This is a genomic window from Lachnoclostridium sp. An169, from assembly GCF_002160525.1.
Taxonomy (GTDB): domain Bacteria; phylum Bacillota; class Clostridia; order Lachnospirales; family Lachnospiraceae; genus Mediterraneibacter; species Mediterraneibacter cottocaccae.
In genome coordinates this window covers 20,219-47,028 of record NZ_NFKT01000036.1, presented here as the reverse complement: position 1 = coordinate 47,028, position 26,810 = coordinate 20,219, and the positions used below count along the sequence as shown (strand labels likewise).

Genomic DNA, 26,810 nt, shown 5'->3' with positions numbered 1-26,810 from the left:
AAGTGCCGTAAGGCATGGAGCTGACTGCTACTAATAGGTCGAGGGCATAACCAGGAAGGGAACAGACGGATGATTGATTCTTTGTATGTAGTTTTGAAGGTACATGATAAAAGTACGGCAGATACCGGGACCTCTGGGAGTAATATCCCAGAGGTTCTTTTTATCTGTTTTATGGCAGATATCCGCACAAAAAAAGGGAGGATTTTTCCTCCCTTTTATATCTTCAGAACACCTGTGGACTCCCTGTACTTTACTGTTGTCCGCACATGGGTAATCCGGTAGGGAATCTCCGGATCTGCGATCCGGGAAAGCAGCATATCCGCAGCAATATATCCCATTTTAGAGCTGGGGATGTCAACGGTAGTGAGATGTGGTTCGATGATCCTGGATTCGGCGGCGTTGTCGAATCCGGTAATGCGGACATCTTCCGGTACACGGATCCCCTGTTTTTTGAAAGAACGGATCAGGTCAACTGCGACAAAGTCGTTTGCACAGATAAAGGCGTCGGGAAGGACGAGAAGCCTTTTTACGGCTTCTGCAAGGAGTCCGGAATCAGAGAAAGTATCCGGGTCGGAAAACTGTGTGTTGACCGGGGAGAGTCCGTTTGCCCTGAGCGCGTCAGCAAATCCCTGATAGCGTTCAAAGAAAGAACGGCAGTGACGGCAGTCGCCGGCAAATGCGAGTCTCTGGAACCCGTTCTGGATAAGGGTATCCGTCAGCCGGAACACACTGGCATGGTTTTCCATCAGCAGAAAGTCTGCGTCAATCTGTGTAAAATCAGTATCATAAGCCGTATCGACAAAGAGAAGAGGCAGACCGAGCGATCCCAGCATTTCTATATAATCCGGGTCAAACAGCTCCATGCATACGATTCCCTCAATGTTATCTTTATCCAGGCCAAGAGGCAGCTGGAGGGCACGAATTTCCTCGTCACGTGCCGGAAACATGGAAAGCCGGAAGTTATTCTGGCTGATTTTCTCCTGAAAGGTATTCAGAGCAAAGGTTCCAAAATGGGAACCATATGGCATATTCTGGGTGATCAGCGCAAGTTCTTTGACCTCACCTGTCTGGATGAAAGGTTCCTGCTGCACGTATATGAATCTGCTGTACCCCATTTCTGCAGCTTTCTCAAGAATTCTGCGGCGGGTATCATCTGCCAGTACGCCGGTATTATTCAATGCCTTTGAAACAGTGTTTCTGGAAAGTCCAAGGCTGTCTGCAATATCCTGAATCGTAACTTTTTTACCCATTCTGTTCTCCGATCTGCCGCCCGGAAAAGCGGCGAAATTACTGTTACATTTACTTTAATAGATTATGGAAGATTTGTCAAATGTAAAATAGAGAAGGTGCAATCAGAAAATATAATAATATGAAAGCTGTTTTATGTAAAATGAATTCACACGAAAGTGTGCAAATGCACAATAAAATAATGGTGAAAATGTAAAAATAATGTTGACATTATGCATAATTGATGTTAATATAATGTCAACATAACAAAACGCTATGTATAAAATGACCGGTCGAAAGTTACAAAATGTGCAAATGTAAAAGGAAGGGAGAAGAAAATGAAAGTTCTTCGGAAAAAAGCCACGGCGGCTGTGAGACAATCGCCGGGGGAGAAACTGAGGTATGTAAAAAGAAACTGGCAGCTTTACGTATTTTTTCTGCTGCCCGGGCTTCTGCTGACACTGATTTTCAAATACGGACCCATGGGTGGCGTGCTGATTGCATTCGAGGATTACAATGTAATCGAGGGCGTTCTGGGCAGCCCGTGGGTGGGACTGGAGTATTTCCAGAGGTTCCTGTCCTCGCCCGATTTTATGGATTATCTGCTGAACACACTGAAGCTTAGCGTCTACGGACTGCTCTGGGGATTCCCGATTCCGATAATTCTTGCGCTTCTGTTAAATCAGATCCGCAGGGCGGGAATCAAGAAAAAGATTCAGCTTCTGATCTACGCGCCCAACTTTATTTCCGTTATCGTCCTCTGCGGTATGGTCCGCATCTTTCTCTCGCCGGTGGGACCGATCAACTCACTGCTCGGGATTAATACAAACTGGATGACCATGCCGGAAGCGTTCCGTACCATCTATATCGCCAGCGGCATCTGGCAGACCGCAGGGTGGTCCTCCATTATGTACACGGCGGCGCTGGCGAACGCAAGCAAGGATCTGGAAGAGGCGGCGATTGTGGATGGAGCCAATATCCTGCAGCAGATCCGCTATGTGCAGCTGCCCGCAATCAAGAACATTATCGTGATTCAGTTTATCCTTCAGGCGGGAAATATTATGAGCATCGGATTCGAGAAAGCCTATGCACTGCAGACAGACATGAACCTTCCGGCTTCCGAGATCCTTTCTACATATGTATACCGGATCGGTCTTCTGAACGGCGATTACGGTTATTCAACGGCGGTAGGACTTTTTAACTCAGTGATCAATGTAATTCTTCTGATTCTTGTGAACTGGATCGTGTCGAAATTAAACGACGGAGAAGGATTATAAAAGGGAGGGCTGTTTTGTGGAAACAAGAAGAAAAATGAAACTCGGGACATCGGACCGCATTATTCTCGGCGTCGGGTACACGCTGCTCGGATTATTTGTGCTGGCTGTTTTCGTCCCGCTTGTATATATTGTGATTGCATCCTTTATGGATCCGAACGTGCTCAATAACCAGGGAATCAGCTTCCATTTTGCGGACTGGACACTGGATGCATACCGGAGAGTCCTGGAAAATGAGATGATCTGGCGCGGATTTTTCAACGCCCTGTTCTATTCGGCGGCATTTACGGTTATCTCGGTTTTTGTAACACTGCTTGCAGCCTATCCCATGTCGAAGAAAGATTTTGTGGGACGGAAGTTTTTTAACATTATATTTATTATCACCATGTTTTTCGGAGGCGGCCTGATCCCGACCTTTATTCTGATCAACAACCTTCACATGGTCAATACGATCTGGGCGATTCTGATCCCGGGAGCATTTAATGTGTGGAACATGATTCTTGCAAGGACCTACTACCAGTCCATCCCGGGCGAGCTCAGAGAAGCGTCCGCGATCGACGGGGCCAATGAGATCCAGCATTTCTTCAAGATCATGATGCCGGTGTGCAAACCGATCATCGCAGTGCTTGCCCTCTGGTCATTCGTGGGTATGTGGAACAGCTATTTTGACGCCATGATCTATCTGAACGATGCAGACCTTCAGCCTCTGCAGCTTGTGCTGAGATCCATTCTGGTGCAGAATACGCCGCAGCCGGGAATGATCGCAGATATCCAGAGCACGGCGGAGATGTCAAAAGTTGCGGAGCTTTTGAAATATGCGACGATTGTTGTATCAAGTCTGCCGCTGATCGTAATGTATCCGTTCTTCCAGAAGTATTTTGACAAGGGAATCATGGTAGGTTCCGTAAAAGGTTAGAGGAGGCCGATGATCAATGAAAAAGAGATGGAAAAGACTGACAGGGCTTGGACTGTCCTTCGTTTTAACATTTTCACTGTTTGGATGCAGCAGCAGTGACGCCCGCAGGGCAGACCCGGATCCGGATACCCCGGTTGAGGACGTGGCTTTCCCGCTGGAAGAGACGGCGGAACTGTCCTTTATCACAAGCGCTCCGGCAACGACAACCCAGGAGCCCAATGAAAAACTGATCTTCCAGAGACTGGAGGAACAGACAAACGTACATATTGACTGGACCTGTTTTGTGGACGACCAGTTTGCGGACAAGAAGAACCTGGCGCTTGCCCAGTTCGGAAATCTGCCGGACGGCCTGTTTACAGCGGGGATGAGCGATTATGACCTGTTAAGATATGCAAAGCAGGGAATCATCATTCCCCTGGAGGACCTGATCGACAAATATATGCCGAACCTTCAGGCTGTATTTGAAAAGTATCCGGAGTACCGGACCATGTGTACCGCCCCTGACGGACATATTTATTCCTTCCCGTGGATCGAGCAGCTCGGCGAGGGAAAGGAAGCTATTCAGGCAATCGGCGGAATTCCGTACATTAACAAAAAGTGGCTGGATTTCCTGGATATTGATGTGCCGGAAACCGTGGATGAACTGGAACAGGCGCTGATCGCATTCCGGGATAATGCAGATGCTCTGGAGGAAGAGTTTGACATCCAGGGAGATGTGATTCCCATGTCCTTCATTATCAACAACGGCGACCAGGATCCGGCGATCCTGATTAACGGTTTCGGAGAAGGATATGGTGATACGGCAGATCATTTCGCAGTGACTGATGAGGGAGAAGTGATCTATACGACGGTTCAGGAAGGATATAAGGAAGGTATCGAGTGGCTTCATTCTCTGGTCGAGCAGGGGCTGACTGATCCGGAGGCATTTACCCAGGAATGGTCAACCTATGTGGCAAAGGGAAAGAACCACAGATACGGGCTTTGCTTTACCTGGGACATTGCAAACATCGACAACTATGACGACTATGTGATGATGCCGGCGCTTGCAGGTCCCGACGGCCTGGTAAACATTACGCGTCAGAACGGCAGCGAGACGAGCGGATTTGACAGAGGACGCTGTGTTCTGACTACCAGCTGCCGGGACACGGCTCTGGCTGCGGCATGGATCGACCAGATGTATGCGCCGCTTCAGTCGATACAGAACAACTGGGGAACTTACGGGGAAGAGGGCGCTGCCAATATATTTGAGATGAGCACCAATGCGGAAGGCGGACCGATGCTCAGGCATCTTGACCTGGGAGACGAGTCACCGGTGGAGGTCAGACAGGCGCAGTCGGTGAACGGACCGCTGGCAGTGCTCAACGACTATTATGATGTGTATGTGACCCAGCCCGACGATGCAAAATGGCGTCTGGACAACATGCATGAAATTTATCTGGAAGATATGAAAAGCGAGTATGTTTACCCGAATGTATTTATGAGTATCGATGATACCAACAAAGTGTCCCAGTACGATACGGACATCAAAAAATATGCCGAGCAGAAGAAGGCGGACTGGATCTTAAACGGCGGTATTGAGGAAGAATGGGACGAATATCTGCAGAAAATGGAAGATTACGGTCTGTCAGACTATCTTGCCATCAAGCAGAAATATTTCGACCAGTATCAGGAATCTCTCGGCAGCGAGAATCAGTAAAAAAGAAAACAATTAAAAGAAAGAGCAGGAGACAAGTAAATGGGCAGTACAAAGTTGGACAGAGCAAGAAAATATGAAAAGGAAGAGACAGTAAAAATACCGGCGGAACAGAGACCTGTTTTTCATATGTCTGTGCCGGTGGGCTGGATGAACGATCCAAATGGTTTTTCCGTCTATCAGGACGAGTACCACCTGTTTTACCAGTATAATCCCTATGGAACCGGATGGGATTCCATGCACTGGGGACATGTGAAAACAAAAGATTTCGTGAAGTGGGAGTATCTCCCGGCAGCACTTGCGCCGGATGAGCCTTACGACGAAGCGGGAGTCTTCTCCGGCGGAGCTGTGGAGAAGGATGGAAAGCAGGTCCTGATCTATACGGGGGTATCGGAGATTGACCTTCCCGATGGGAAAAAGGCAGTGCGCCAGAACCAGTGCGTGGCAGTCGGCGACGGTATCGACTATGTGAAAGCAGAGGAGAATCCGGTGATTACGGCATCCCAGCTTCCGGAAGGAAGCAGCCTGGAGGATTTCCGTGACCCGAAAGTGTGGAAAGAGGACGGGATGTATTATGCAGTAGTGGGAAGTCGTGCGGCAGATGGAAGCGGACAGATCGCCCTGTTTTCCTCGGAGGATCTGAAGGACTGGAAATTCTGTTCCATTCTTGATAAATGCGAAAACAGATACGGAAAAATGTGGGAGTGCCCGGATTTCTTCCCACTGGACGAAAAGCAAATCCTTCTTACATCGCCTCAGGACATGATGGCAGAGGGGTTGGAGTTCCACAACGGAAATGGTGTGATCGGACTGATCGGAAGCTATGACAGGGAGAAATATCAGTTCCACAGGGAAATGGTTCAGTCTCCGGATTACGGGCTTGACTTTTATGCGCCCCAGACCCTTGGGACAGCGGATGGCAGGAGAATAATGATTGCCTGGATGAAATCCTGGGACATGAATCTGTTCCCGGAAGGACACCGCTGGAACGGCATGATGACCTGCCCCAGAGAACTGTCAGTAAGAGATGGAAGACTCTGCGCGGTTCCGGTCAGGGAACTGGAGGAGCACTATACGGATCGGACGGAATACAGGGGCGAAACTCTCCGGGGAGAGATGGAGCTGGAGGGAATCCGAGGGAGAGTGATGGACCTTTCCCTGGACCTGGATGTGTCAGAGTGCAGCGGTCTCCGGATTCTTGTGGCAAAGGACGAGCGCTTCTATACGGAGATAAGCCTTGATCCGGAAAATGAAATCCTTACCTTTGACCGGACATGGTCCGGGCTGCGCAGGGATTGTGTATGCCGGCGCAGCATGAAGGTCAGAATCCGGGAAGGAAAGATCCGGCTTAGGATTCTGCTTGACCGGTATTCTGCAGAGATCTTCGCAAACGATGGAGAGAACGTGATGACATCTCTCATCCTGACGCCCCAGACGGCAGACCGGATCGTGTTTGATGTGAAGGGAAGCGTGCAGGCGGATATTGTAAAGCACGGGATCAGGTAAGGTTAATGAAAAAAGTTCTTGACCTTCCCCGTCGAATCTGATAGAATACATCTATAAAAAATTTGTAACTGCAGTTGCAGAAGAAAGAGACAATAAATAAGTTGGTCCAGAGACGGACAGCGTATTTGTTGTCTCTTTTCTTTTTCAGGAGGTAGGGAATATGAAAAAAACAATGAATATCCGTTTTGAATCCGTCGATATGGTAGAAAAGTTTTCGAGAGAAATCGCTGATTTTAAGGGAGAGTTCGATCTGATCTCCGGAAGAAAAACAATTGACGCCAGATCCTTCCTGGGAATCTTCAGCCTGGATCTGTCACGGCCTCTTGTGCTCAACGCAGTGACCGATGATGCGCGGGCATTCGATGTGTTCAGTTATTATCAGGTATGAAATCAATCACATTGAAAAATTATGATTATAAGACATGTTATGTATGGTGTATGCAAACGCCGTAAGCAGGAAACAGCCAAAACAGTTTTGGACGATATATTATCGGAACGTGATGTTTTAAAGCTGCTTCGTACTTACGGCTTTTTTTGCTGTCTGCAATAATTTTCAGAAAAAATAAAGAATGTGCTAAAGATTTGCGACAAGTAATTGATAAATAATTGACAATGCTGACAAATTCTGCTACTCTCTAAATGAACATGTTCATAAAAACAGAAAGGTGAAAATCATGCCAAAGATTATTGATGAAGCGAGAAAGAAGATACTGGAGAGCGCGAGAAAGAAACTGCTGTCAGAAGGGTACGGCGCAGTATCCTTAAGAGAAATTGCAAGGGAATGTTCCATTGCGGTGGGAACGATCTACAATTACTTTGACAGTAAGGACAGCCTTGTGGCTTCGATTATGCTTGATGACTGGTTTCAGGCGCTTTCCGAGATGGATGAGGGAATCGCCGCGTCGGACGGAATCACGGACGGGATCATAGAGATTCACGCGGCGGTTGAGCGTTTCTCTTCCATTTACAGGGAAGTGTGGTCCCAGTTTCTCCAGTCCGGAGGTTCTTCCTCGGAGGTGGACAGCAGGCATCTTATGCTCCGGGGACAGATAGAAGAGAAGATCCGGAGCCTTCTTGCCCGAAACGGACGGCGGGAGGATGCCGGATTCGCCCCGATTCTGGCGGAACTGGTGCTTGCAATCGGACCGAGGACAGATATTTCCGGCAAGCAGCTGTCGGACTTTTTAAATCGCTTTTTTCAGTGACCGGCGGGCGTAAAAGAGGAGTGAAGAGGAAGAAATGAAAGTAGTTCTTGCAGGTGCATTTGGAAAACTTGGTACGGATATTTTAAAGGCGCTGATCCGGGATGGATATGAGGTTGTGGCAGCGGATATGACGGAAAAGAGTACGCCGGAAATCGCAGGGAAATCTGAATCTGCTCAAAGAGGCAGAAAAGGCGGGAGTGAAAGGATTCACCTACATTTCCGTGATCAAGGCGGACAGCGATCCGAAGGTTCCCATGCTCCACGCCAAGGCGATGTTTGAGGAGGCGCTGAAAAAGAGCGGAATTCCCTATGTGATTCACCGTCCTACCGGATATTTCTATGATATTGCGAAAGTGTTTATGCCCATGATTGAGAAAGGAGAAGTTACTCTGCTCGGAAAGCAGGATGCTCATGCTAATGTAATCGATACAAGTGATTTTGCGGATTTCATCGTTCTGCATATGAAAGACCGGAACAAGGTATACAATGTGGGTGGAAACGAGACCTATTCATATGAAGAGATTGCCAGGATGTTCTTCGCGGCAGCAGGAAAGGAGCCGGTTATCAAACGCGCTCCGGTATGGCTGTTCAGTGTCCTTGCCTTCATTAATAAATGTAAGAAAAACGGAAAGGAAGCAATTATCCGTTTCTCAAAGTGGACTCTGACAAACGAGCTAGTCGGCGAAGATAAATACGGGAAGCTGAGTTTCAGAGAATATATCAAAGAGTGCTATAAAAAATAGGAGAGAAAAGTGAGGAGAGAACGATGAGTTTTGGCGAAATGGTGCAGGCGGCATTCCCGCCACAGATCTGGATTATTTTAATCGTCTGTGCGGTACTGTGTGCAGTTGGTTTTTATAAGTTTGTCTATTTCCTTTCCGTGGGATACGGCTTTGCCGTGTGCGGAGCGGGAATTGCGATTCTGGTTCTGTATGGACGGGGGCTTGGAATATGGACGATAATACTCTGTCTGCTGTTTGTTGTTTACGGAATCCGGCTCGGAGGCTTCCTGCTCTGGCGGGAGATACGGAGCGCTTCCTACCGGAAAACGCTGAAAACGGCAGGCGGGGATAAGCCCATGCCGGTGTTTGTAAAAGCGGCAATCTGGGTATGTGTTGCTGTTATGTATGTGCTTCAGATCTCCCCGGTGTTTTACCGGGCGGCAGGCAGCGCGGCAGACGGAGGATCATCCGACAGTATTACGGCGGTTGTTGCGGCTGTGATTATGGCGGCTGCTCTGATTATTGAGAGCATCGCGGATAAACAGAAATCCGCTGCAAAGGAGAAGAATCCCGGGCGGTTCTGCGATACGGGGCTGTACAGGATCGTGCGCTGTCCCAACTACCTCGGGGAAGTGCTCTTCTGGACAGGTGTGCTGATCTCCGGGTTCGGTGCGCTGGAAGGAGCAATACAGTGGGTGATTGCAGTTCTCGGCTATATCCTGATTGTCTATGTCATGTTCAGCGGGGCGAAACGCCTGGAAATCCGGCAGAACAAGAATTACGGAGCTGATCCGGAATACCGGAAATATGTGGAGAGCACGCCTATCCTGATTCCGCTGGTTCCGCTGTATCACCTGAAAGATATCAGATTTATTGTGGCGTAGAAATAAAAAAAATAGAGCGCAATCTGTTTTTTCGCTTGACAAACTCCTCCTTCAAGGTTAATATATCCATTAGCAGCGAAAGAAGGAGGAGTTATTATTATGAAAATGATGAAAAAAGCAGCAAGTGTTGCACTTGCATCGGCACTCGTTGTTTCCCTGGCTGCATGCGGAAGCAACGGTGGAGACGGCAACAGTAATTCAGGATCTACAGGTTCCGATACATTCATGATCGGTGGCATCGGACCTACGACAGGAGATAACGCAATCTACGGAACAGCAGTAAAGAACGGTATTCAGCTTGCAGTTGATGAGATCAACGAGGCAGGCGGAATCAACGGATACCAGATCTCCTATAAGTTTGAGGATGACCAGAGTGATTCCGAGAAATCCGTGAATGCTTACAATACTCTGAAAGACTGGGGAATGCAGATGCTGGTCGGAACAGTTACTTCCACTCCGTGTGTTGCGGTAGTTGAGGAGACACATGTGGACAATATGTTCCAGTTCACTCCGTCAGCTACATCTGTGGAAAGTGTTCAGTATGACAATGCATTCCGTATGTGCTTCTCAGACCCGAGCCAGGGTACTGTTTCTGCAGATTACATTGCAGATAACGGACTGGCTACAAAGATCGGTGTGATCTACGACAGCTCAAGCACATATTCTACAGGTATTTATCAGAATTTTGCGGCTGAGGCTGATGTGAAGGGACTGGAGATTGTATCTGCAGAGGCATTTACATCTGACAGCAATTCCGATTTCAATGTACAGCTTCAGAAGGCAAAAGATGCAGGCGCTGAGCTTGTATTCCTTCCGATTTACTATCAGGAGGCTTCCCTGATTCTTGCTCAGGCAGACAGAATGGGATATGCGCCGAAGTGGTTTGGCGTGGACGGTATGGATGGAATCCTTAACCTGGACGGATTTGACGCATCGCTTGCAGAGGGCGTTATGTTCCTGACACCGTTTACTCCGACTGCAGATGATGAGGCGACACAGACATTTGTTGCGAATTACGAAGCTGAGTTCGGTGATACCCCGATTCAGTTTGCAGCAGATGCTTACGACTGCCTGTATGTAATCAAGGCAGCGGCAGAGAAGGCAGGTATTACGCCGGATATGAGCGTTTCCGATATTTGTGATGCAATGAAGACTGCAATGACAGAGATTACAGTTGACGGTCTTACAGGAAAGCAGATCACATGGGGCGAGGACGGCGAGCCATCCAAAGAGCCTACCGTTGTTGTAATTCATGACGGAGCTTACACTGTAATGTAAGAGTTGCAGAAGTCCGCCGGAGAGACGCCGGGCTGAAATGTGATGAAAAACGACCGGGGAGATGTGCTGAGAGAGAAAAACACATCTCCCCGGTTTTGATTTGAAACCGGAGGAGAAGAACAATGAAGACTGTAAAGGTCAGAAATGTGGAAATCGGAGCGGGAATGCCGAAGATATGCGTTCCGATTACAGGAAGAACAGAAGAGGAGATCGTGCAGCAGGCACAGATGCTCAGGCAGAGTGCGGCAGATCTGGCGGAGTGGAGAGCAGACTGGTATGAGAATGTTTTCTGCCCGGCTGAGGTGGAAAAGATGCTGAAAATTCTCAGGGAAAAACTTGGAGAGATGCCTCTTCTGTTTACTTTCCGCACGGCGAAGGAAGGCGGAGAGAAGGACGTGGAACCGGATGCTTATGTGGAACTGAACAGAAATGTCATAAGGACAGGGCTGGCGGATCTGGTGGATGTGGAAGTGTTCGGCGGGAAAGAAAACGTACAGGACACCGGAACAGCAGAAGAGATTATAGAGGCAGCGCACGGATGCGGTGTGAAGGTGGTTGCGTCCAGCCATGATTTTGAAAAGACGCCTCCGGAGGAGAGAATTATTTCCCGGCTGCGCCGGATGCAGGAGACTGGGGCAGATATTGTGAAGATTGCAGTCATGCCGCAGAACAGGAGGGATGTCCTGACTCTGCTTTCGGCTACGCAGGAGATGACGGAAAAATATGCAAAATGTCCTGTCATCACGATGGCCATGGGCGCTCTGGGAGTGATCAGCCGGCTTGGCGGAGGCGTATTCGGATCGGCAGTTACGTTCGGCACAGCGGGAAGGGCTTCGGCTCCTGGACAGACGGATGCGGCGGAACTGAAGCGCGCTCTGGAGCTGATCCACGGCGGCGCACATTGATTTTTTTTATTGCCATCCTTGCGACGGCTGTGATATAATTAACCGATACGCGAAAACTATAGATAAAATAAAGATGAGAGGGAATGACTATGAGCTTTATATCGTATCTGATCAATGGATTAAGCCTGGGAAGCGTCTATGCGATCATTGCTCTTGGATATACCATGGTATACGGTATTGCTAAGATGCTGAATTTTGCCCACGGGGATGTCATTATGATCGGTGCATACACGGCGCTGATCAGTATGACCCAGCTTGGCGTCCCGGTTCTTCCGGCAATTCTGATCGCGGTAGTGGTATGTACGGTACTCGGCGTTGTGATCGAGCGGATTGCATATAAGCCTCTGCGGAATGCATCGTCTTCTCTGGCGGTGCTGATCACGGCAATCGGTGTCAGCTATCTGCTCCAGAATATCGCGCTGCTTGTATTCGGCGCAAATACACAGACATTTCCGTCTGTTGTGAAATGGAGCGGATTAAGCCTTGCAGGAGGACAGCTTAAGATCAGCGGTGTTACGATCGTGACGATTGCGGCATGTATCGTGATCATGATTGTGCTGACTCTGTTCGTGCAGAAGTCCAAACCGGGACAGGCAATGCGCGCGGTGTCGGAAGACCGCGGCGCTGCACAGCTGATGGGAATTAATGTAAACGGTACCATCGCCCTGACCTTTGCGATTGGTTCCGCTCTGGCGGCGGTCGCAGGCGTGCTTCTCTGTTCCGCCTACCCGAGCCTGGATCCGTATACAGGGGCCATGCCGGGAATCAAGGCGTTCGTGGCTGCGGTATTCGGAGGCATCGGATCCATATCCGGAGCGTTTGTCGGCGGCATTCTTCTCGGTGTGATCGAGATTCTGGGACGCGCCTACATTTCATCACAGATGGCGGACGCCCTTGTGTTTGCAGTGCTGATTATTGTGCTCCTTGTGAAACCTACTGGAATTTTAGGGAAAAAGATTCAGGAGAAAGTGTAGGTGACAGGGAAGATGAAAAAGTTAAAGAATATGAAGAAAACTACAAAAAGCAATATGATTACCTATGGAATCGTGATCGTCGCGTTCCTCGTTATGCAGATTCTGATCAGTACGGGGAATATTTCCAGCCTGCTCCAGGGTCTGATGGTACCGCTGTGTATCTATATAATACTGGCGGTTTCCCTGAATCTTGTTGTCGGTATCCTGGGTGAACTCAGTCTGGGACATGCGGGATTCATGTGTGTGGGCGCCTTTTCCAGCGCATTTTTCTCGAAATGCATGAAAGACGTTATCACAGTGGCGCCGCTGCGGTTCTTCCTGGCCCTGCTGATCGGTATTGCGGTGGCGGCAGTGTTTGGAATCATTATCGGAATCCCGGTACTCCGCCTGAAAGGAGACTACCTGGCTATCGTCACTCTTGCATTCGGCGAGATTATCAAGAATCTGGTCAATGTCATGTTCATCGGTGTGGATTCCAACGGTTTCCACTTCTCTACAAAGGATGTGATGAGCCTGAACATGGAACCGGACGGGACGGTAATCATGAACGGACCTCAGGGGATTACGGGAACACCGAGGGACGCTACATTCCTGATCGGAGTGGTTCTGATCCTGATTACACTTTTCATTGTGATGAATTTGATTAATTCCAGGGACGGACGTGCGATTATGGCAATCCGTGACAACCGGATTGCAGCGGAGTCCATCGGCATCAATGTGACAAAATACAAGCTGATGGCGTTTACGGTTTCCGCAGCACTGGCAGGAGGCGCCGGCGTTCTCTATGCGCACAACCTCTCCACACTGACTGCGAACACCAACAACTTCGGATATAATATGTCCATCTCCATTCTCGTATTCGTTGTCCTGGGCGGAATCGGAAGCATCCGCGGATCGATTATTGCGGCTGTGATCCTGACCCTTCTCCCGGAGATGCTCCGCGGACTTAACGATTACAGAATGCTGATCTACGCGATTGTCCTGATTATTATGATGCTCTTTAACTGGGCTCCCAAGGCGATCGAGTGGAGAGAAAAATACCTTTCCTTCGGAAAGAGGAAAAAGGAGGCTGTGAAATAATGGCGGCATTATTGGATGTGAAAAATCTCGGTATTTCCTTCGGCGGTCTCCGTGCGGTAAATGGATTTGACATTTCTATCGAAAAGGAAGAGCTCTACGGCCTGATCGGTCCGAATGGAGCGGGAAAGACGACGGTATTCAACCTTCTGACCGGTGTGTATAAGCCGGATACGGGGAAGGTTCTCCTTGACGGGCAGGACATCACGGGGAAGAAGACCATCGATATCAGCAAGGCGGGAATCGCCAGGACATTCCAGAATATCCGGCTTTTCCAGAAACTGAGCGTTCTGGATAATGTAAAGGCAGGACTTCACAACAAACATCACTATTCCACCATCGAGGGGATCCTGCGGCTTCCCAATTACCGGAAGGTGGAGCGTGAGATGGACGAGCAGGCGATGGAGCTTTTGAAAGTGTTCAACCTGGATCAGGAGGCAGACCTTACCGCGGCAAATCTTCCCTACGGAAAGCAGAGAAGACTGGAGATTGCCAGGGCCCTCGCCACAGAGCCGAAACTCCTTCTTCTGGATGAGCCGGCAGCGGGCATGAACCCCAATGAGACCGGGGAGCTGATGGAGATGATCCGGTTTGTGAGAAAGAATTTCCATATGACAATCCTGCTGATCGAACATGATATGAAACTGGTCAGCGGAATCTGCGAGCGGCTTACTGTTCTGAACTTTGGAGAAGTGCTTGCACAGGGAAAAACAACAGATGTGCTGAACAACCCGCAGGTTATCACGGCATATCTGGGAGAATAGGAGGGAAACTGCTATGTCAATGCTTGAAGTCAGAGATCTGGAAGTATATTACGGTGTGATTCAGGCGATCAAGGGGGTATCCTTCCATGTAGACCAGGGGGAGGTCATCGCACTGATCGGCGCCAACGGCGCGGGAAAGACGACGATCCTGCACACTGTTACCGGCCTGCTGTCTCCGAAGAAAGGCAGCATTATGTTCGAGGGAAAGGACATTACAAAAGTTCCGGCGCACAAGATCGTTTCCATGGGAATGGCGCATGTGCCGGAGGGGCGCCGGGTGTTCTCGGAGCTGAGTGTATATGAGAACCTGAAGATGGGCGCCTATACAAGGAAAGACAGAAATGAGATCGAGGAGAGCCTGAAAAATGTCTATGAGAGATTCCCGCGTCTGGAGGAGAGAAAGAACCAGATGGCGGGAACCTTAAGCGGCGGTGAGCAGCAGATGCTCGCTATGGGGCGCGCGCTGATGTCAAAGCCGAAGATCATTCTTATGGATGAGCCGTCCATGGGACTTTCACCGATTCTGGTAAATGAGATCTTCGATATTATCCAGGCGGTGAGCAAGAGCGGAACTACAGTTCTTCTTGTAGAGCAGAATGCGAAAAAGGCACTCTCCATTGCGGACCGTGCATATGTTCTGGAGACAGGAAACATCGTACTGGAAGGAAAGGCAAAAGATCTTCTGGAAGATGATTCCATCAAGAAAGCTTATCTCGGCGAATAGGGGGTGCATCTTATGAGAAATATTGTGATTACAGTTTCGAGGCAGTACGGAAGCGGCGGTAAGACAATCGGTGCGATGCTGGCACAGGAGCTGGGCATCAACTGCTACAGCAGGGAGATCCTGCGCATGGCTTCCGAGGACAGCGGCATCAACGAGAGGCTGTTCGGCATGTCGGACGAGAAAATGAGACATGCGCCCTGGTTTAAGATCCTGAGCCGTCCTTATGACGGAGAACTGCTTACTCCGGAGGATCGGGATTTTGTCTCAGATGACAATCTGTTCAACTATCAGGCGAAGATAATCAAGGAACTGGCTGCGAAGGAATCCTGTGTGATTATCGGACGGTGTGCAGATTATGTGCTCCGGGATTATCCGAATGTGGTGAGCGTGTTTGTTCATGCGGACCGGCAGTTCTGTCTGGACCGCGCTATGGAGCGCCACAGTATGACGGAGAAGGAGATGCAGAAATACATCGAAAAGACAGACAAGTACAGAGGAGACTTCTACCGTTACCACACCGGACATGAATGGGCAGATGCGAGAAACTACGATCTCTGTCTGAACAGCGGAAAACTCGGATTTAAGAAATGTGTGGATGAGATCCGGGCATATATGAAGATCCGCTTTGATCTGCAGGACTGACGACAGGGGCAGATATATAAGGCGTAAAGAAAATCATAACAGAAAGTATGATATAAGGTATAATAAAAAGCAGAGAAAATTTCGGGAGATACACAGGCTGAATGATATGGTTTGTAATTCAGCGGTGTATCTCCCGTTTTTTTTATTCTCCGCCGGGGAGCTGCGCGTGCCGGATAAGTCCATACCCGATTGAGGTGGGGCCGGCGTGAACGCCGATGGTGGCGCCGATGCGGCAGACAGGAATCTCAACAGTGGTGCCGTAATGCTCTTTCAGGCGGTCATTTTCAGAAGACTTCATATGTTTTGAACACAGCGGGGGAGGATTCAATATAAATCCAGGTTAAATATTAATAAATTATTAATATATAGCACTGATGTTGTAATAAAATTGTAACAATGTTATAATCACAGCAGCGGACAGGTCTGAAAAATGATGTGGACAGGTCCGGGGCCTTCTGTGGAAAACAGCATAAAAACAGAACAGATAACAGAAAAACATGACAGAAACAGGAGAAGAAAGGGGAGCTGTCTGTGATACATATCAGTGAACTGACAAAAAAATTTGACGATATCTGCGCGGTGAATCATATTACGCTTGATATACCGGACGGGGAGATGTTCGGACTTCTGGGGACAAACGGCGCCGGGAAGACCACGCTTCTGCGTATTCTCGCGGGTATTCTGGAGGCGGATTCCGGAGAGATACAGATTGACGGGGAGGAGGATCCGTTCTGCCCGTCCTGCAGGAAACAGTTTTTCTATCTGCCCGATGATCCCTATTATTTTCCCAATGCATCCATGAATTCCATGATCCGGCTGTACGGGAACCACTATCCGGACATGGACGGGGAGGAGGCGCAGTATATGGCAGAAACGTTGAATCTCGACACCATGCGTCCGCTGAGGACCTTTTCCAAGGGGATGAAGCGACAGGCATTTCTGATTATGGCGCTCTGTTCCGGAACAAAATATCTTCTCTGCGATGAGGTGTTTGACGGTCTGGACCCCATTGTGACAGAGGTGATGAAGAACCTGTTTAAAAAAGCCATGGAACAGCGGAATTTTACGGTTATTATGGCTTCCCACAAGCTGGGGGACCTGGAAGATCTCTGCGGGAACATTGCCATTCTGCACAAGGGCGGTGTGGTGACGGCGGGAGATCTGCGGGAGAGGGCAGAACATGTCCGCAAATTCCAGTGTGTATTTCCGGATCAGACGAACCTGGACAGACTGAAAAACGATCCCCGTGTCTTAAGAGTCCGCCAGGTGGAGAATTTTATTACCCTGACAGTGACGGACGGGACAGAGGAGATCGTGCGGGAGATCCGGAGCCTGGGACCGCTGTTCATGAAAGAGATCCCCTTAAGTCTGGAAGAAACGTTTATTGCGAAAATGGAGGATACCGGTTATGACATCAGAAAAGTACTTCAGTAAATGGATCAGAGAGGCGGGGCGCGGGCACGCGGCGGCGTTCCTGTCGTGGGGGCTCCTCCTGATCTACGGATTCCTGGCAGCGGCCCAGCTTACGCTTGACACAAACTATAATTTCTTCGGAGCGGGGAGCAGGGAACTGATCTGGATCAGTGAAATACTCGGACTTGCCCTTGGATTTATCGAATTCTTTTATCTTTTTCAGCCGAAAAAGCTTGATTTCTATTACAGTCTCCCGGTGAAAAGGGAAACCGTGTTCTGGAGCAGATATGTCCACGGCCTGATTCATTTTCTGATCCCCATGGCGATCGTGCTGACTGCCTGCGGTCTGTATCAGAGCATGATCGACGTGCAGTTCGCTGCGTATGCGGCAGGGTATACAGGAACGGCGGTGATGATTTCGGCTCTGGTATTTCTGGTTTTTTATCATCTGGCGGTTCTGTCTGCGGCGGTGTGCGGGCACGGACTTTCCGCGGCGCTGACCTGTCTCTTCCTGATCGTCGGGGGAGGGATTTTTACCGGCTATACCCTGACAGCTTACGCGGAACATTATTTTCATACTTACTACAGGATCCCCCTTCTTGAAAACCTGACGGTGGTGCTTGACCCCATGGCGCTTGGCGGTGCCCTGGGAGGCGGCAGTTATTATGAGAAGGCCGACCTGATGAGATTCTTCCCGGAAAAAGGGCATATTCTGGCGGCGGTACTATGGATTGTCTTTTCGTTCCTTCTCTTTGCCGCGGCACAGAAAAAGCGGAAAACCGAAGGTTCCGGAAGGGCGTTCGCGCTTGCTGCCTCCGAGCGGTGCGCGCAGTGGGTTCTCTCCTTTTTTGCCGGAGCGTGGATGGGAAGCTTTGTGACGGAGCTGATGGGAAATGGCGGAAACACATCCGGGGATTCCCTGAATACAGCGCTCGCCGGCGCAGCAGCGGTGGCTTCCGGTGCGATTGCGGCTGCGGTTGTCCATGGAGTATTCGGGGCGGTGACCGGAAGAAATAAGGGATGTTTCTTCCGCCGCAGATGGCAGATGGTTTCCTCCTGCGGGGCTGCGGGGATCGTAGCAGGGCTGTTTCTTGCGGGAGCCTCCGTGTATGACGGATATTTCCCGGGAGAGGGCGAAGTCAGCAGTATGGCGGTGAGCATATACGGGCTTGGGATGAACAACCATTATTATTCCAGTATTGTTCTGGAAGGCGGAAGAATGGAGATTGATGACCAGCTGGATCAGTACGTCCTTTCCGGTGAGGGAAAGACGGCGGGAACCGCATGGGCGTCTTCCCTTCTCGAAAAAGAGAAACAGGGAGAGCACCGGGATATGAGCGGGGAATATACCCAGGCCGTGGTGTGCTGGCACATGAAGGACGGGAGCAGAAAGTACCGCCGTTATCCGGTGGAACAGGAGGATCTGATGGCGTTTGCTTCGGTCTATGATACGGAAGAGTACAAGGAGATCGCCTATCCGGGGATGAAACTGGAGAATACGGGAGAAAAACGTTTTTCGTGGAACGACGGGGTGACGGAAAATGTAATGAAACTCAGCGCTGAGGAAAAAGACACTCTGGTGGAGGCTTACCGTGAGGATATTCTGGATATGACTATGGGACAGCTGACATCGTCTCTCCCTCTGGGATTTGTGGAGATTACAGGAGAAAATGTAAGGAACTCCGGCCAGCTCGTGATCTATCCGTTTTTCGAGCGGTCCTGCCGGCTTCTGGAAAAGTATGGCGTGCAGACGGACAGAACCATTGCCGGTTACGCGATAACATCTGTGGAAGTGCGCCGCACCGTATTCGCTTCCGGAGCGGGAGCTTCAGGCGGCGTGAGTATGCAGTGGTATGATACGCCGGAAGAAATCGAACAGTGGAGACAGAAACTGGTTCCGGAAGAGCTGGATCTGCAGCCGCTTCTTTACCCGTTGAATTACTCCGACGAGATCCGTGCATCGGTAACGGACGAACGGTCCAACTCCACGCTGACCGTGGATTGCTATCAGAGGATCGAGTAAACAGAAATTTCTCAAAAGGGCGACAGGATTCGCCCTTTTTTCCTGTACCGGGATGTTATACTGCGGTGTGAAAATAACAGAAATCCAGGGAGGAAAGATATGGGAAAAATAACAGGAAAAAAAGCAGCGGTCATAGTTCTTGCCCTCTGCATAGTGGCGGCGGCCGGGATCGGAGCATATCTCTGGCTGAACCGTTTTGACGCTTCCGCCTATGTGCAGGCGGTGCTTGACGTTTCTTATAAAAATGAGACGGAAGAATATATGGAGATCACCGGGGCGTCGGAAGAAGAGGCGGACGCAGTGTTTGAAAACAATCTGGACGCTACCATGGGAGAGTTCGAGTCATCCGCCATGCCGGAAGATCTGCAGCCCCAGTACCGGGAGCTTTTCGGGGAGATCGCCAGAAGCGTGAACTACACGGTGGGAGAAGCGCAGAAGGAAGAGGACGGAAGCTTTGCAGTGCCTCTGAAAGTGAAGCCGGTCAGCCTGTTTGTGGATACATATGAGACGTTTACCCGGCGGGCGGAGGAATATGCGCAGCAGATCACGGACAGTGTCATGCAGGGCGGCGCCATGCCCGGAGATGAGGAAATGCAGACAGAGGTGTACCGCATTTACTACGAGGTGCTCAAAGAAGGAATGGACAACGGTCCCCTCTACGGGGCGGCACAGGATATCACCCTGCATGTAAGAAGGAATGATGACGGGGATTATGAGATTGACGGGGAGGACATGAAGCAGCTCGATGCCCTGCTGATTGAGGACGGGGAGGAGATGCAGTGACAGAAGCAGAGCATAAAGGATGAAAAGATTTGCAACATTTTTGCAAATAAAACACGGGAAATTGCTTATTTTTTATGTTACAATAAGAAAAAAATGAGGGAGAGGACCGAACCATCGCGGGAAGTCCTTTTTCGCATGAGTACCGTAAGAATGATACGGTGCGTAAATTTCAGATGATCAGGAGGAAGATAAGGATGAAAATCGCACTTATCAATGAGAACAGCCAGGCGGCAAAAAATGAAGTGATCTGCAACGCGCTGAAAAAAGTTGTGGAACCTATGGGACACGAAGTATTTAACTATGGAATGTATACGGCAGACGACGAGTGCCAGCTTACATATGTACAGGTGGGAATTCTTGCGGCAGTGCTGCTGAACTCCAAAGCTGTGGATTATGTGATCACAGGATGCGGAACCGGAGAAGGCGCGATGCTCGCCTGCAATTCTTTCCCGGGCGTAATCTGCGGACATGTGGAAGACCCGCTTGACGCTTACACATTTGCACAGATCAACGACGGAAATGCGATCGCCATCCCGTTTGCCAAAGGATACGGATGGGGCGGCGACCTGAACCTGGAATATATCTTTGAAAAACTGTATGTGGAAGAGAGCGGACAGGGATATCCGAGAGAGCGCGCCGTACCGGAGCAGCGCAACAAGAAGATCCTCGACGGTGTGAGAGCGGTATCTTACAGAAAGCTGACAGATATCTTAAAAGAACTGGATCAGGATCTTGTCAAAGGAGCATTAAGCGGTGAGAAATTCCAGGAATATTTCTTCGCAAACTGTCAGGATGACGAGATTGCTGCGGCGGTGAAAGAAATTCTGGGCTGCTAGGAGCGTGCCTGGTATACATAATAAGTTCGAATTAAAATTGGCAGGCAGCCTATTTTGAGAATAAAACAGAATGAATGACATATAATTAAAAGTGTACACTGTTGACATAGTGTACACTTTTGCTATAATGGAGGTACGAAAAGGAGATGATAGAAATGGTAATGGAAAATGCAACGGATGTAAGAAAAGAATGGAGCAGTGTGGTTGATTCTGTCGTTCATGATAAGCCGAAGTTTATAAAAAGAACACGGGACAGAATGTGGTTGTCAAATCTGGAAACAATGCAGGAAATTCTGGACGGCTACACCTTTACTGCAGAACGGTTTGATGAAGAGGACGGGTCAGTTACGCTTTCTCTGAATGAAATTGATCTGGTGGAGAATGCACCCACGGAGGCAGCTGCGAGAAGGCTGCTTGCTTACTCGATTATGGATTATGCATCAGAGTATTATGAGAATTACCAGATGTACAGCAAAGCGCCGAACAGAAAGGGACATGTGCCCTATATATTTAAAGCGCTGATCACGGATGATGCGGAGAAAATAGGAGAGGGTATTGTATGCCGAGATGGAAAGAACTAAAGAGATTCTGCGAGCGGGATGGGTGGGAAATGTACAAAGACACAGATCACTACTTTTATAGAAAAATAGACGCAGACGGCAGCATTCGGCGTACAAAAGTTTCCAAGGGAAGCGGAGAGATTCATCCTGCTATGTGGAAGATGATTTTGAAAAAGCAGCTCCAGGTTACGCAGGAGTATTTCAACAGAATGATATAGTTAATCGGGAAATACCACCCGCACAGTCAGCACCCCGTTTTCGTATTCTGCCGTAATTGTACCGTGCATCTGCCCGGTCAGCGCCCGTGCGATGGAAAGCCCCAGTCCGGTGGATTCCTGCGATGCGGTTTCCACTGTATAAAAGCGGTCAAACAGCCTTCCGACTTTGACTTCGTCAAGCCGGGAGGCGTGGTTTGAGAATGTGACGGTTCCGTTTCCTTCCAGGGTGATCCGGAGATCGCCGTCGCTGTATTTCAGGGCATTGCTGATAATGTTTCCGAAAATACGTGAGAGAGCGCTGCGGTTTAGAATCCGGGAAACTTTTTCCTCGCAGATGCAGATCTCCGGCGTGATCTTCCGGCTGATCAGGGCTGCGTAGAATGTGGAGATGCTGTCCTCCAGAACCCGGTTTAAAATGACCGGATCTCCGGAAGAACCGGATCCGCCGGATGTGGGGCAAGCGGAGACCGTGTAGCGGAAGAGCTCCTCTGTCAGCTGACGCAGAGTCATGGTGCGGCTTCGGATGATTTTCAGATAACGTGCGGCATCTCCGGAGAGATCTTCTTTATCCAGAAGATCCAGGTAACCGCAGACCGCAGTCAGCGGAGTGCGCAGATCATGAGAGATCCCGGTTATGGTGTCTTTTAGTTCCCAGTCGCCCATCTGATAGCGGCGCCGTTCATAATTTAGTTTCTTTAGTTCTTTATTCAGTCTGTCCGCAAGTTTTCTCATGCTGTGGTCGCGGCTTGATATACTGATGAGAACATTGGTGTTAGAAGAAAGACTGTCTTCCAGTGTATTCAGAATTTCCTCTGCCGATTTTCTGATAAGACAGAGACTGACTGCCAGATACAGGACGGCAGCCAGGAGAATGAAAACAGTGAGCCATAACCAGAATTCCATACAAAATCTCCTTAAAACTTTTCTGAACCGTGTTTGCCCGGTTTGAATTTTATTTGATATCTTTCCTGCGGAATACGAAGATCCCAACGCCTGTTGATACAATGGTGATTGCTGCGGAGTAAAGATCCAGTCTGAGAGGATTTTCCACTTCAAGCTGCGTTAGTGCAAGGGACTGTCCTGTGGGAAGAAAATCATCCAGGAATTCATATACCTGCCTCTTCGTACCACGAAGATAGCCGGGATTGGGCTCCGGATCACTCAGACTTACTTCCCCCGCATCGTTCAGATAATAATATTCATATAATTCGGGTTCCTGCAGCCGTGCCTGGATCATGACGGAGGAGAACAGCAGGAGAAATACGCACAGAAGATTGATCACAGATGCAGCCGCCCGGCTCTGGCAGAGCATAGCTGTCAGATGAGCCAGTGATGTGAAGGACAGAGTCATGAAAAAAGTACACAGAACCATCACGAGGATCATCCGGATATCATTGGTAAAAAAGCCGGACAGGGGCAGGCCGGTCAGCAGTGAGCCGAACATGAAGGCGATACACATCAAAAGCCCGGCGGCTGTGTTTACGATCAGTACGGCAAGGTATATGGCGCTGCGGCTGTGTCCCAGAATCAGTTTGTTGCGGATCGTACCGTCGCTATATTCCGTCCCGGTAAAGAGGCTGATAAAAGCTGCCTGAAGGATACCGATTACACAGGAGTAGGCAAAAAAGCCTGTTTCTGTCTGCCAGTCCAGTCCGGTGTATGTGTGGTCAAGATACTGAAAAATCTGTACGACCAGCCCAAAGGCAAACATAAACAGAAGAAGCATGTAGAAAAATCTGTTTTTCCACAAGCGGCTAAATTCCGCATTCAATAATCTACTCATCGCTCTTCCCTCCTACCAGATTAACATAATAGCTTTCCAGACTTTCCTCGCGTTCTGTCAGGGATATCACATCGCATCCCTGTTCGGAGAGGGCAAGTGTGAGCTGGGAAATGTTGGGTTTCGCATAGATATCGGCCATTGTGTCAGAAAAAATGTTGTATTCGGCTCCCATTTCATCGAGAACCCGCGCCAGGGCATGGATATCGGATACCTGGACACGAATGCATTTGCGGCAGGCAGCATCCAGTTCCCGTGCACTGATCTCACGCACCATGCGCCCTGAATCGATAAAACCGTAGTGGGTGGCAAGGCGTGAGAGTTCATCCAGTATATGGCTTGAGATCAGAAAAGTAATTCCTTTTTCCCGGTTCAGCTTCAGGATCAGTTCCCGCATCTCAATGATTCCCTGGGGATCGAGCCCGTTCACCGGCTCATCGAGGATAAGAAAATCCGGATTCCCTGCCAGAGCGATGGCGATACCAAGGCGCTGGCGCATTCCGAGGGAAAAGTTCCGGGCCTTTTTCTTTCCGGTGTTATTAAGCTCTACCAGATCCAGAAGTTCTTCGATTCCGTCAAAAGAAGGAAGTCCGATAATCCGGTACTGCTCTTTCAGATTCTCTTCGGCAGTCATGCCAAGATAGATGGAAGGTGTCTCGACAACGGCGCCGACCCTGCGGCGGCATTTCCTGATCCCTTTTTCACGGTGGCTGACTCCATACAGCGTATATGTGCCGGAAGTGGGAATCTGCAGCCCGCATATGAGGCGGATCAGGGTTGTCTTTCCTGCCCCGTTTCTCCCGATAAAGCCATAGATCGCCCCTTTGGGTACATGAATAGAGAAATTGTCGAGCGCCTTGAAGCGCCGGTAATGTTTGCACAGCGAATCAGCTGTCAGAATATATTCCATAACATAACCTCCTGTTACAGTGTTTTTACAGAATGAATGTACCGTGCAGGAGTAAAGAAAACGGTAAAGGAAATGGTAAAGATTCAGTTAAGTTCCGAACGCATTTTAAAACCGATTCCCCAGACGGATTCAATGTAATCGTTGTTATCGACATTTTTCAGTTTCTTTCGCAAGTTGCTAATGTGGACCTTCAGAGAGCTTTCCACGCAGTCCGGCGTATCCCGGCTGATTCTGTCGAGAAGAAGAGACTTGGTGATTACCTGGGAAGGGTTCTGCATCAGGAGCTTTAAAATGGCATACTCCGTCCTTGTCAGATGGACCGGAGTGCCGGAGACGGTGATGGAATGTGTCATCGTGTCCAGGGCAATGCCACCAAAAGCAAGGATGGATGTGCGGCCGGAAAAAGGGGCGTTCCGGAGCTGTACCGCGATCCGCGCCAGAAGTTCTGCGGTATCAAATGGCTTGGTCATATAGTCGGATGCCCCGGCCATCAGAAGGTCTACCTTATCACTGGTTTCGGCTTTCGCACTGATAACGATAACCGGGATTCCTTCCAGGGCAGGCAGAAGATCCTCCCCGCTGAGCCCGGGCAGCATCAGATCCAGAAGAATCAGATCCGGCCTGCGGGAGGAAAGATATAAAAGCGCCTCTGTACCCGAATAGGCACGTGCAGGAGTGTAGCCTTCCTTTGTGAGTACTTCCTCCAGCATATCGCCGATATAGATATCATCGTCAACAATCAGAATTGTCTTTGCCTGTACATTCATAAATTTAGTCTCCATTAAGTCAGTCTCCACTAAATCAGTCTTTATTGATCAGTCTTTATTATGATCAGTCCTCGATCAGCAGTCGTTCCGCCGTCGGGCGGAAGGTCATGATCATACACGTTATTTTAGTGGCAGACAGAAGAAAATTCAATAGAAAAGCATTTGAAAAAAAGATAAAGGAATTATAAACAATTATAAAATAAGTGGTAAAACGGCTGACTTTACAGAAAACTTCTGATAGAATACTTTCAGAAGCAAAATCTGGACAGGAGGTAATACAGATGTTGAAGAAATATTTCTATGAATTTATTTTATATACAGATCTTGGAGAAAAAGTAAAGGACGTACTCAACGGGCTGTTTCCGGGACTGATTCCCGAACCTCAGAGAGTGCGCGTCCCCGTAAGGCCGCCGCAGGATCCGCGCAGGAGAGGCGGAAATATCCGCTAGGAAAGGCGTGCAGGGCAGCAGGCATATGAAAGATATGCGGAATGACTCGAACAGGAGAGCAGTTTATCAGATCAGATGAGAGCTGCTTTCCTTTTATGCGTTCGGAAAAGGGGAGAAAATGTTCAGGGAGAATAAATTAAGTCAGATTATTCATCGGGAGAATCAGAAAATACGTGCGCAGCATGGGGAGCGGAAGTGGTGCCGGGTAAGCGCAGTCATGGCAGTTCTGGTTGTCGGGCTGACAGCCTGCGGCACAGTGCCCGCCTTACCTGCCTCTACAGAAGGAACACCGGCGGCGTATTCTTCCGCGGAGACTTATGAGACAGTCCAGGAAGTTCCCGAGTATACAGGGGAACCCTATGTGGAAATCAATGAAAATCAGCCGGAGTTTGAAGAAGAGCAGCTCACAACGGTGTCTTATGAGACATACAGCGAACTGGACGGGCTGGGAAGATGCGGTACGGCCCAGGCGTGTATCGGAGAGGATCTGATGCCCACGGAAGACCGGGAGGATATCAGCAGCGTTGTCCCTACCGGATGGGAAAACCATGAATATGACATTGTAGACGGCGGATATGTGTACAACCGCTGTCACCTGATCGGCTATCAGCTTTCCGGAGAAAATGCCAATGAAGAGAATCTGATTACCGGCACAAGATATATGAATACCGAGGGGATGCTCCCCTTTGAAAATATGGTTGCCGAGTACGTGCATGAGACAGAGAATCATGTTCTGTACCGGGTGACTCCGATATTTGAAGGAGATAATCTGGTGGCATCGGGTGTGCAGATGGAAGCCGAATCCGTGGAGGATCAGGGGGAGGGCATTTGCTTTAATGTCTATGTCTACAACGTGCAGCCGGAGATTGTCATCGATTACTCCACCGGAGAGAACTGGGAAGAGACAGATGCGGAAGATGAGCAGAAAGATTCACATACGGCAGCGGAACAGGAATACGTCCTGAATACGAATACCCGGAAATTCCATAATCCGGACTGTGCAAGTGTTGATGATATGAAGGAGAAAAATAAGGAAGTTTATACCGGAAGCCGCGAGGATCTGATCAGTCAGGGATATGAGCCGTGCGGCAGATGCAAGCCATAAATATAAAGCTGAAAATAAAGCAGGCAAAGAAGAGAAGCGGATTAGAAATAATCACTCTGTATTTGCTTGCTTTTTTTGTGGATTTATGTTATAAAATATTTAGTAATACTAAATATATAAAATAACAAAATATATATAAAAATTATGCCGAATGTGCTGTCGGAAAGAGAAGGGA

The 26,810-nt window shown here is 49.1% G+C and carries 29 protein-coding genes; 23 read left to right on the top strand and 6 right to left on the bottom strand.

Annotated features, from left to right (window positions below):
• Positions 1-215: 215 nt before the first annotated feature.
• Positions 216-1,250, bottom strand: coding sequence for a LacI family DNA-binding transcriptional regulator (locus B5F07_RS18930; RefSeq protein ID WP_087162771.1), 1,035 nt, complete (start codon positions 1,248-1,250; stop codon positions 216-218).
• A gap of 315 nt (positions 1,251-1,565) precedes the next feature.
• Here B5F07_RS18930 and B5F07_RS18925 point away from each other — a divergent pair, with 315 nt between their 5' ends.
• The 15 genes from B5F07_RS18925 to B5F07_RS18855 all read left to right on the top strand — a co-directional run bounded on the left by B5F07_RS18925 (position 1,566) and on the right by B5F07_RS18855 (position 15,791).
• Entirely contained in the window at positions 1,566-2,504 is a 939-nt protein-coding gene (locus B5F07_RS18925) for an ABC transporter permease (protein ID WP_087162770.1), read from the top strand.
• A gap of 34 nt (positions 2,505-2,538) precedes the next feature.
• Positions 2,539-3,417: a carbohydrate ABC transporter permease gene (locus tag B5F07_RS18920; RefSeq protein WP_087162777.1), complete on the top strand. Its 879-nt coding sequence runs from the start codon at positions 2,539-2,541 to the stop codon at positions 3,415-3,417.
• Between the two features lie 16 nt (positions 3,418-3,433).
• A complete protein-coding gene (locus B5F07_RS18915) occupies positions 3,434-5,113 on the top strand; it encodes an extracellular solute-binding protein (protein WP_087162769.1) in 1,680 nt (559 codons plus the stop codon).
• A gap of 39 nt (positions 5,114-5,152) precedes the next feature.
• The gene (locus tag B5F07_RS18910; protein WP_087162768.1) at positions 5,153-6,616 is read left to right on the top strand and encodes a glycoside hydrolase family 32 protein; all 1,464 of its coding nucleotides are present in this window, start codon (positions 5,153-5,155) and stop codon (positions 6,614-6,616) included.
• Positions 6,617-6,776: 160 nt separating this feature from the next.
• Positions 6,777-7,004, top strand: a complete 228-nt coding sequence (locus tag B5F07_RS18905) for a hypothetical protein (protein WP_087162767.1) — start codon at positions 6,777-6,779, stop codon at positions 7,002-7,004.
• A gap of 286 nt (positions 7,005-7,290) precedes the next feature.
• Positions 7,291-7,821, top strand: a complete 531-nt coding sequence (locus tag B5F07_RS18900; protein ID WP_087162766.1) for a TetR/AcrR family transcriptional regulator — start codon at positions 7,291-7,293, stop codon at positions 7,819-7,821.
• Positions 7,822-8,018: 197 nt separating this feature from the next.
• Complete coding sequence (locus B5F07_RS18895; RefSeq protein ID WP_242972597.1) at positions 8,019-8,564, top strand: SDR family oxidoreductase; 546 nt, start codon at positions 8,019-8,021, stop codon at positions 8,562-8,564.
• 23 nt (positions 8,565-8,587) lie between these two features.
• The gene (locus tag B5F07_RS18890) at positions 8,588-9,427 is read left to right on the top strand and encodes a DUF1295 domain-containing protein (RefSeq protein ID WP_087162765.1); all 840 of its coding nucleotides are present in this window, start codon (positions 8,588-8,590) and stop codon (positions 9,425-9,427) included.
• A 99-nt stretch (positions 9,428-9,526) separates the two neighbouring features.
• Complete coding sequence (locus B5F07_RS18885; protein ID WP_087162764.1) at positions 9,527-10,705, top strand: ABC transporter substrate-binding protein; 1,179 nt, start codon at positions 9,527-9,529, stop codon at positions 10,703-10,705.
• A gap of 122 nt (positions 10,706-10,827) precedes the next feature.
• Positions 10,828-11,610, top strand: a complete 783-nt coding sequence (aroD, locus tag B5F07_RS18880; RefSeq protein ID WP_087162763.1) for a type I 3-dehydroquinate dehydratase — start codon at positions 10,828-10,830, stop codon at positions 11,608-11,610.
• Between the two features lie 89 nt (positions 11,611-11,699).
• On the top strand, positions 11,700-12,584 hold the full coding sequence (locus B5F07_RS18875; protein ID WP_087162762.1) for a branched-chain amino acid ABC transporter permease: 885 nt from the start codon (positions 11,700-11,702) through the stop codon (positions 12,582-12,584).
• A gap of 12 nt (positions 12,585-12,596) precedes the next feature.
• Positions 12,597-13,664: a branched-chain amino acid ABC transporter permease gene (locus B5F07_RS18870; RefSeq protein ID WP_087162776.1), complete on the top strand. Its 1,068-nt coding sequence runs from the start codon at positions 12,597-12,599 to the stop codon at positions 13,662-13,664.
• On the top strand, positions 13,664-14,425 hold the full coding sequence (locus B5F07_RS18865) for an ABC transporter ATP-binding protein (protein ID WP_087162761.1): 762 nt from the start codon (positions 13,664-13,666) through the stop codon (positions 14,423-14,425). Before B5F07_RS18870 ends, B5F07_RS18865 begins: the two co-directional genes overlap by 1 nt.
• A 13-nt stretch (positions 14,426-14,438) precedes the next feature.
• Positions 14,439-15,149 carry an ABC transporter ATP-binding protein gene (locus tag B5F07_RS18860; RefSeq protein WP_087162760.1) on the top strand — a complete coding sequence of 237 codons (711 nt, stop codon included), beginning with the start codon at positions 14,439-14,441 and terminating at the stop codon, positions 15,147-15,149.
• A gap of 12 nt (positions 15,150-15,161) precedes the next feature.
• Entirely contained in the window at positions 15,162-15,791 is a 630-nt protein-coding gene (locus B5F07_RS18855; protein WP_087162759.1) for a cytidylate kinase-like family protein, read from the top strand.
• Positions 15,792-15,933: 142 nt separating this feature from the next.
• Here B5F07_RS18855 and B5F07_RS22700 read toward each other — a convergent pair whose 3' ends face one another.
• A complete protein-coding gene (locus B5F07_RS22700; protein WP_162613178.1) occupies positions 15,934-16,089 on the bottom strand; it encodes a hypothetical protein in 156 nt (51 codons plus the stop codon).
• A 233-nt stretch (positions 16,090-16,322) separates the two neighbouring features.
• Between B5F07_RS22700 and B5F07_RS18850 the strand changes: the two genes are divergently transcribed.
• The 6 genes from B5F07_RS18850 to B5F07_RS18825 all read left to right on the top strand — a co-directional run bounded on the left by B5F07_RS18850 (position 16,323) and on the right by B5F07_RS18825 (position 21,624).
• Complete coding sequence (locus tag B5F07_RS18850; RefSeq protein ID WP_087162758.1) at positions 16,323-17,225, top strand: ABC transporter ATP-binding protein; 903 nt, start codon at positions 16,323-16,325, stop codon at positions 17,223-17,225.
• Positions 17,200-19,227 (top strand): DUF6449 domain-containing protein, encoded by a 2,028-nt coding sequence (locus B5F07_RS18845; RefSeq protein ID WP_087162757.1) that lies wholly within the window; start codon positions 17,200-17,202, stop codon positions 19,225-19,227. Before B5F07_RS18850 ends, B5F07_RS18845 begins: the two co-directional genes overlap by 26 nt.
• Positions 19,228-19,326: 99 nt before the next feature.
• Positions 19,327-20,010, top strand: coding sequence for a hypothetical protein (locus tag B5F07_RS18840; protein ID WP_087162756.1), 684 nt, complete (start codon positions 19,327-19,329; stop codon positions 20,008-20,010).
• Positions 20,011-20,204: 194 nt separating this feature from the next.
• On the top strand, positions 20,205-20,846 hold the full coding sequence (locus B5F07_RS18835; protein ID WP_087162755.1) for an RpiB/LacA/LacB family sugar-phosphate isomerase: 642 nt from the start codon (positions 20,205-20,207) through the stop codon (positions 20,844-20,846).
• Positions 20,847-21,001: 155 nt separating this feature from the next.
• On the top strand, positions 21,002-21,427 hold the full coding sequence (locus tag B5F07_RS18830; RefSeq protein WP_162613177.1) for a hypothetical protein: 426 nt from the start codon (positions 21,002-21,004) through the stop codon (positions 21,425-21,427).
• The gene (locus B5F07_RS18825; protein ID WP_087162753.1) at positions 21,406-21,624 is read left to right on the top strand and encodes a hypothetical protein; all 219 of its coding nucleotides are present in this window, start codon (positions 21,406-21,408) and stop codon (positions 21,622-21,624) included. Before B5F07_RS18830 ends, B5F07_RS18825 begins: the two co-directional genes overlap by 22 nt.
• Here the strand turns inward: B5F07_RS18825 and B5F07_RS18820 are convergent, their stop codons facing one another.
• The 4 genes from B5F07_RS18820 to B5F07_RS18805 form a co-directional block, all read right to left on the bottom strand.
• Positions 21,625-22,527 (bottom strand): sensor histidine kinase, encoded by a 903-nt coding sequence (locus B5F07_RS18820; protein WP_087162752.1) that lies wholly within the window; start codon positions 22,525-22,527, stop codon positions 21,625-21,627.
• Between the two features lie 49 nt (positions 22,528-22,576).
• Positions 22,577-23,407: an ABC transporter permease subunit gene (locus B5F07_RS18815; protein ID WP_087162751.1), complete on the bottom strand. Its 831-nt coding sequence runs from the start codon at positions 23,405-23,407 to the stop codon at positions 22,577-22,579.
• Positions 23,400-24,314: an ABC transporter ATP-binding protein gene (locus tag B5F07_RS18810; protein WP_087162750.1), complete on the bottom strand. Its 915-nt coding sequence runs from the start codon at positions 24,312-24,314 to the stop codon at positions 23,400-23,402. The genes B5F07_RS18815 and B5F07_RS18810 overlap by 8 nt, the downstream gene beginning before the upstream one ends.
• 83 nt (positions 24,315-24,397) lie before the next feature.
• A complete protein-coding gene (locus B5F07_RS18805) occupies positions 24,398-25,096 on the bottom strand; it encodes a response regulator transcription factor (protein ID WP_242972596.1) in 699 nt (232 codons plus the stop codon).
• Between the two features lie 266 nt (positions 25,097-25,362).
• Here B5F07_RS18805 and B5F07_RS22695 point away from each other — a divergent pair, with 266 nt between their 5' ends.
• The gene (locus tag B5F07_RS22695; protein ID WP_162613176.1) at positions 25,363-25,530 is read left to right on the top strand and encodes a hypothetical protein; all 168 of its coding nucleotides are present in this window, start codon (positions 25,363-25,365) and stop codon (positions 25,528-25,530) included.
• Positions 25,531-25,648: 118 nt separating this feature from the next.
• Positions 25,649-26,635 carry a DNA/RNA non-specific endonuclease gene (locus B5F07_RS18800; RefSeq protein ID WP_242972595.1) on the top strand — a complete coding sequence of 329 codons (987 nt, stop codon included), beginning with the start codon at positions 25,649-25,651 and terminating at the stop codon, positions 26,633-26,635.
• Positions 26,636-26,810 lie beyond the last annotated feature (175 nt).

Coding starts and splice junctions, on each gene's coding strand:
- B5F07_RS18920 (WP_087162777.1), top strand. CDS start 2,539: ATGAAACTCGGGACATCGGACCGCATTATTCTCGGCGTCGGGTACACG.
- B5F07_RS18805 (WP_242972596.1), bottom strand. CDS start 25,096: ATGGAGACTAAATTTATGAATGTACAGGCAAAGACAATTCTGATTGTT.
- B5F07_RS18930 (WP_087162771.1), bottom strand. CDS start 1,250: ATGGGTAAAAAAGTTACGATTCAGGATATTGCAGACAGCCTTGGACTT.
- B5F07_RS18835 (WP_087162755.1), top strand. CDS start 20,205: ATGAAAATCGCACTTATCAATGAGAACAGCCAGGCGGCAAAAAATGAA.
- B5F07_RS18870 (WP_087162776.1), top strand. CDS start 12,597: ATGAAAAAGTTAAAGAATATGAAGAAAACTACAAAAAGCAATATGATT.
- B5F07_RS18825 (WP_087162753.1), top strand. CDS start 21,406: ATGCCGAGATGGAAAGAACTAAAGAGATTCTGCGAGCGGGATGGGTGG.
- B5F07_RS22700 (WP_162613178.1), bottom strand. CDS start 16,089: ATGAAGTCTTCTGAAAATGACCGCCTGAAAGAGCATTACGGCACCACT.
- B5F07_RS18855 (WP_087162759.1), top strand. CDS start 15,162: ATGAGAAATATTGTGATTACAGTTTCGAGGCAGTACGGAAGCGGCGGT.
- B5F07_RS18890 (WP_087162765.1), top strand. CDS start 8,588: ATGAGTTTTGGCGAAATGGTGCAGGCGGCATTCCCGCCACAGATCTGG.
- B5F07_RS18830 (WP_162613177.1), top strand. CDS start 21,002: ATGGTAATGGAAAATGCAACGGATGTAAGAAAAGAATGGAGCAGTGTG.
- B5F07_RS18815 (WP_087162751.1), bottom strand. CDS start 23,407: ATGAGTAGATTATTGAATGCGGAATTTAGCCGCTTGTGGAAAAACAGA.
- B5F07_RS18900 (WP_087162766.1), top strand. CDS start 7,291: ATGCCAAAGATTATTGATGAAGCGAGAAAGAAGATACTGGAGAGCGCG.
- B5F07_RS18845 (WP_087162757.1), top strand. CDS start 17,200: ATGACATCAGAAAAGTACTTCAGTAAATGGATCAGAGAGGCGGGGCGC.
- B5F07_RS18840 (WP_087162756.1), top strand. CDS start 19,327: ATGGGAAAAATAACAGGAAAAAAAGCAGCGGTCATAGTTCTTGCCCTC.
- B5F07_RS18810 (WP_087162750.1), bottom strand. CDS start 24,314: ATGGAATATATTCTGACAGCTGATTCGCTGTGCAAACATTACCGGCGC.
- B5F07_RS18875 (WP_087162762.1), top strand. CDS start 11,700: ATGAGCTTTATATCGTATCTGATCAATGGATTAAGCCTGGGAAGCGTC.
- B5F07_RS18925 (WP_087162770.1), top strand. CDS start 1,566: ATGAAAGTTCTTCGGAAAAAAGCCACGGCGGCTGTGAGACAATCGCCG.
- B5F07_RS18885 (WP_087162764.1), top strand. CDS start 9,527: ATGAAAATGATGAAAAAAGCAGCAAGTGTTGCACTTGCATCGGCACTC.
- B5F07_RS18915 (WP_087162769.1), top strand. CDS start 3,434: ATGAAAAAGAGATGGAAAAGACTGACAGGGCTTGGACTGTCCTTCGTT.
- B5F07_RS18905 (WP_087162767.1), top strand. CDS start 6,777: ATGAAAAAAACAATGAATATCCGTTTTGAATCCGTCGATATGGTAGAA.
- B5F07_RS18800 (WP_242972595.1), top strand. CDS start 25,649: ATGTTCAGGGAGAATAAATTAAGTCAGATTATTCATCGGGAGAATCAG.
- B5F07_RS22695 (WP_162613176.1), top strand. CDS start 25,363: ATGTTGAAGAAATATTTCTATGAATTTATTTTATATACAGATCTTGGA.
- B5F07_RS18910 (WP_087162768.1), top strand. CDS start 5,153: ATGGGCAGTACAAAGTTGGACAGAGCAAGAAAATATGAAAAGGAAGAG.
- B5F07_RS18865 (WP_087162761.1), top strand. CDS start 13,664: ATGGCGGCATTATTGGATGTGAAAAATCTCGGTATTTCCTTCGGCGGT.
- B5F07_RS18860 (WP_087162760.1), top strand. CDS start 14,439: ATGTCAATGCTTGAAGTCAGAGATCTGGAAGTATATTACGGTGTGATT.
- aroD (WP_087162763.1), top strand. CDS start 10,828: ATGAAGACTGTAAAGGTCAGAAATGTGGAAATCGGAGCGGGAATGCCG.
- B5F07_RS18820 (WP_087162752.1), bottom strand. CDS start 22,527: ATGGAATTCTGGTTATGGCTCACTGTTTTCATTCTCCTGGCTGCCGTC.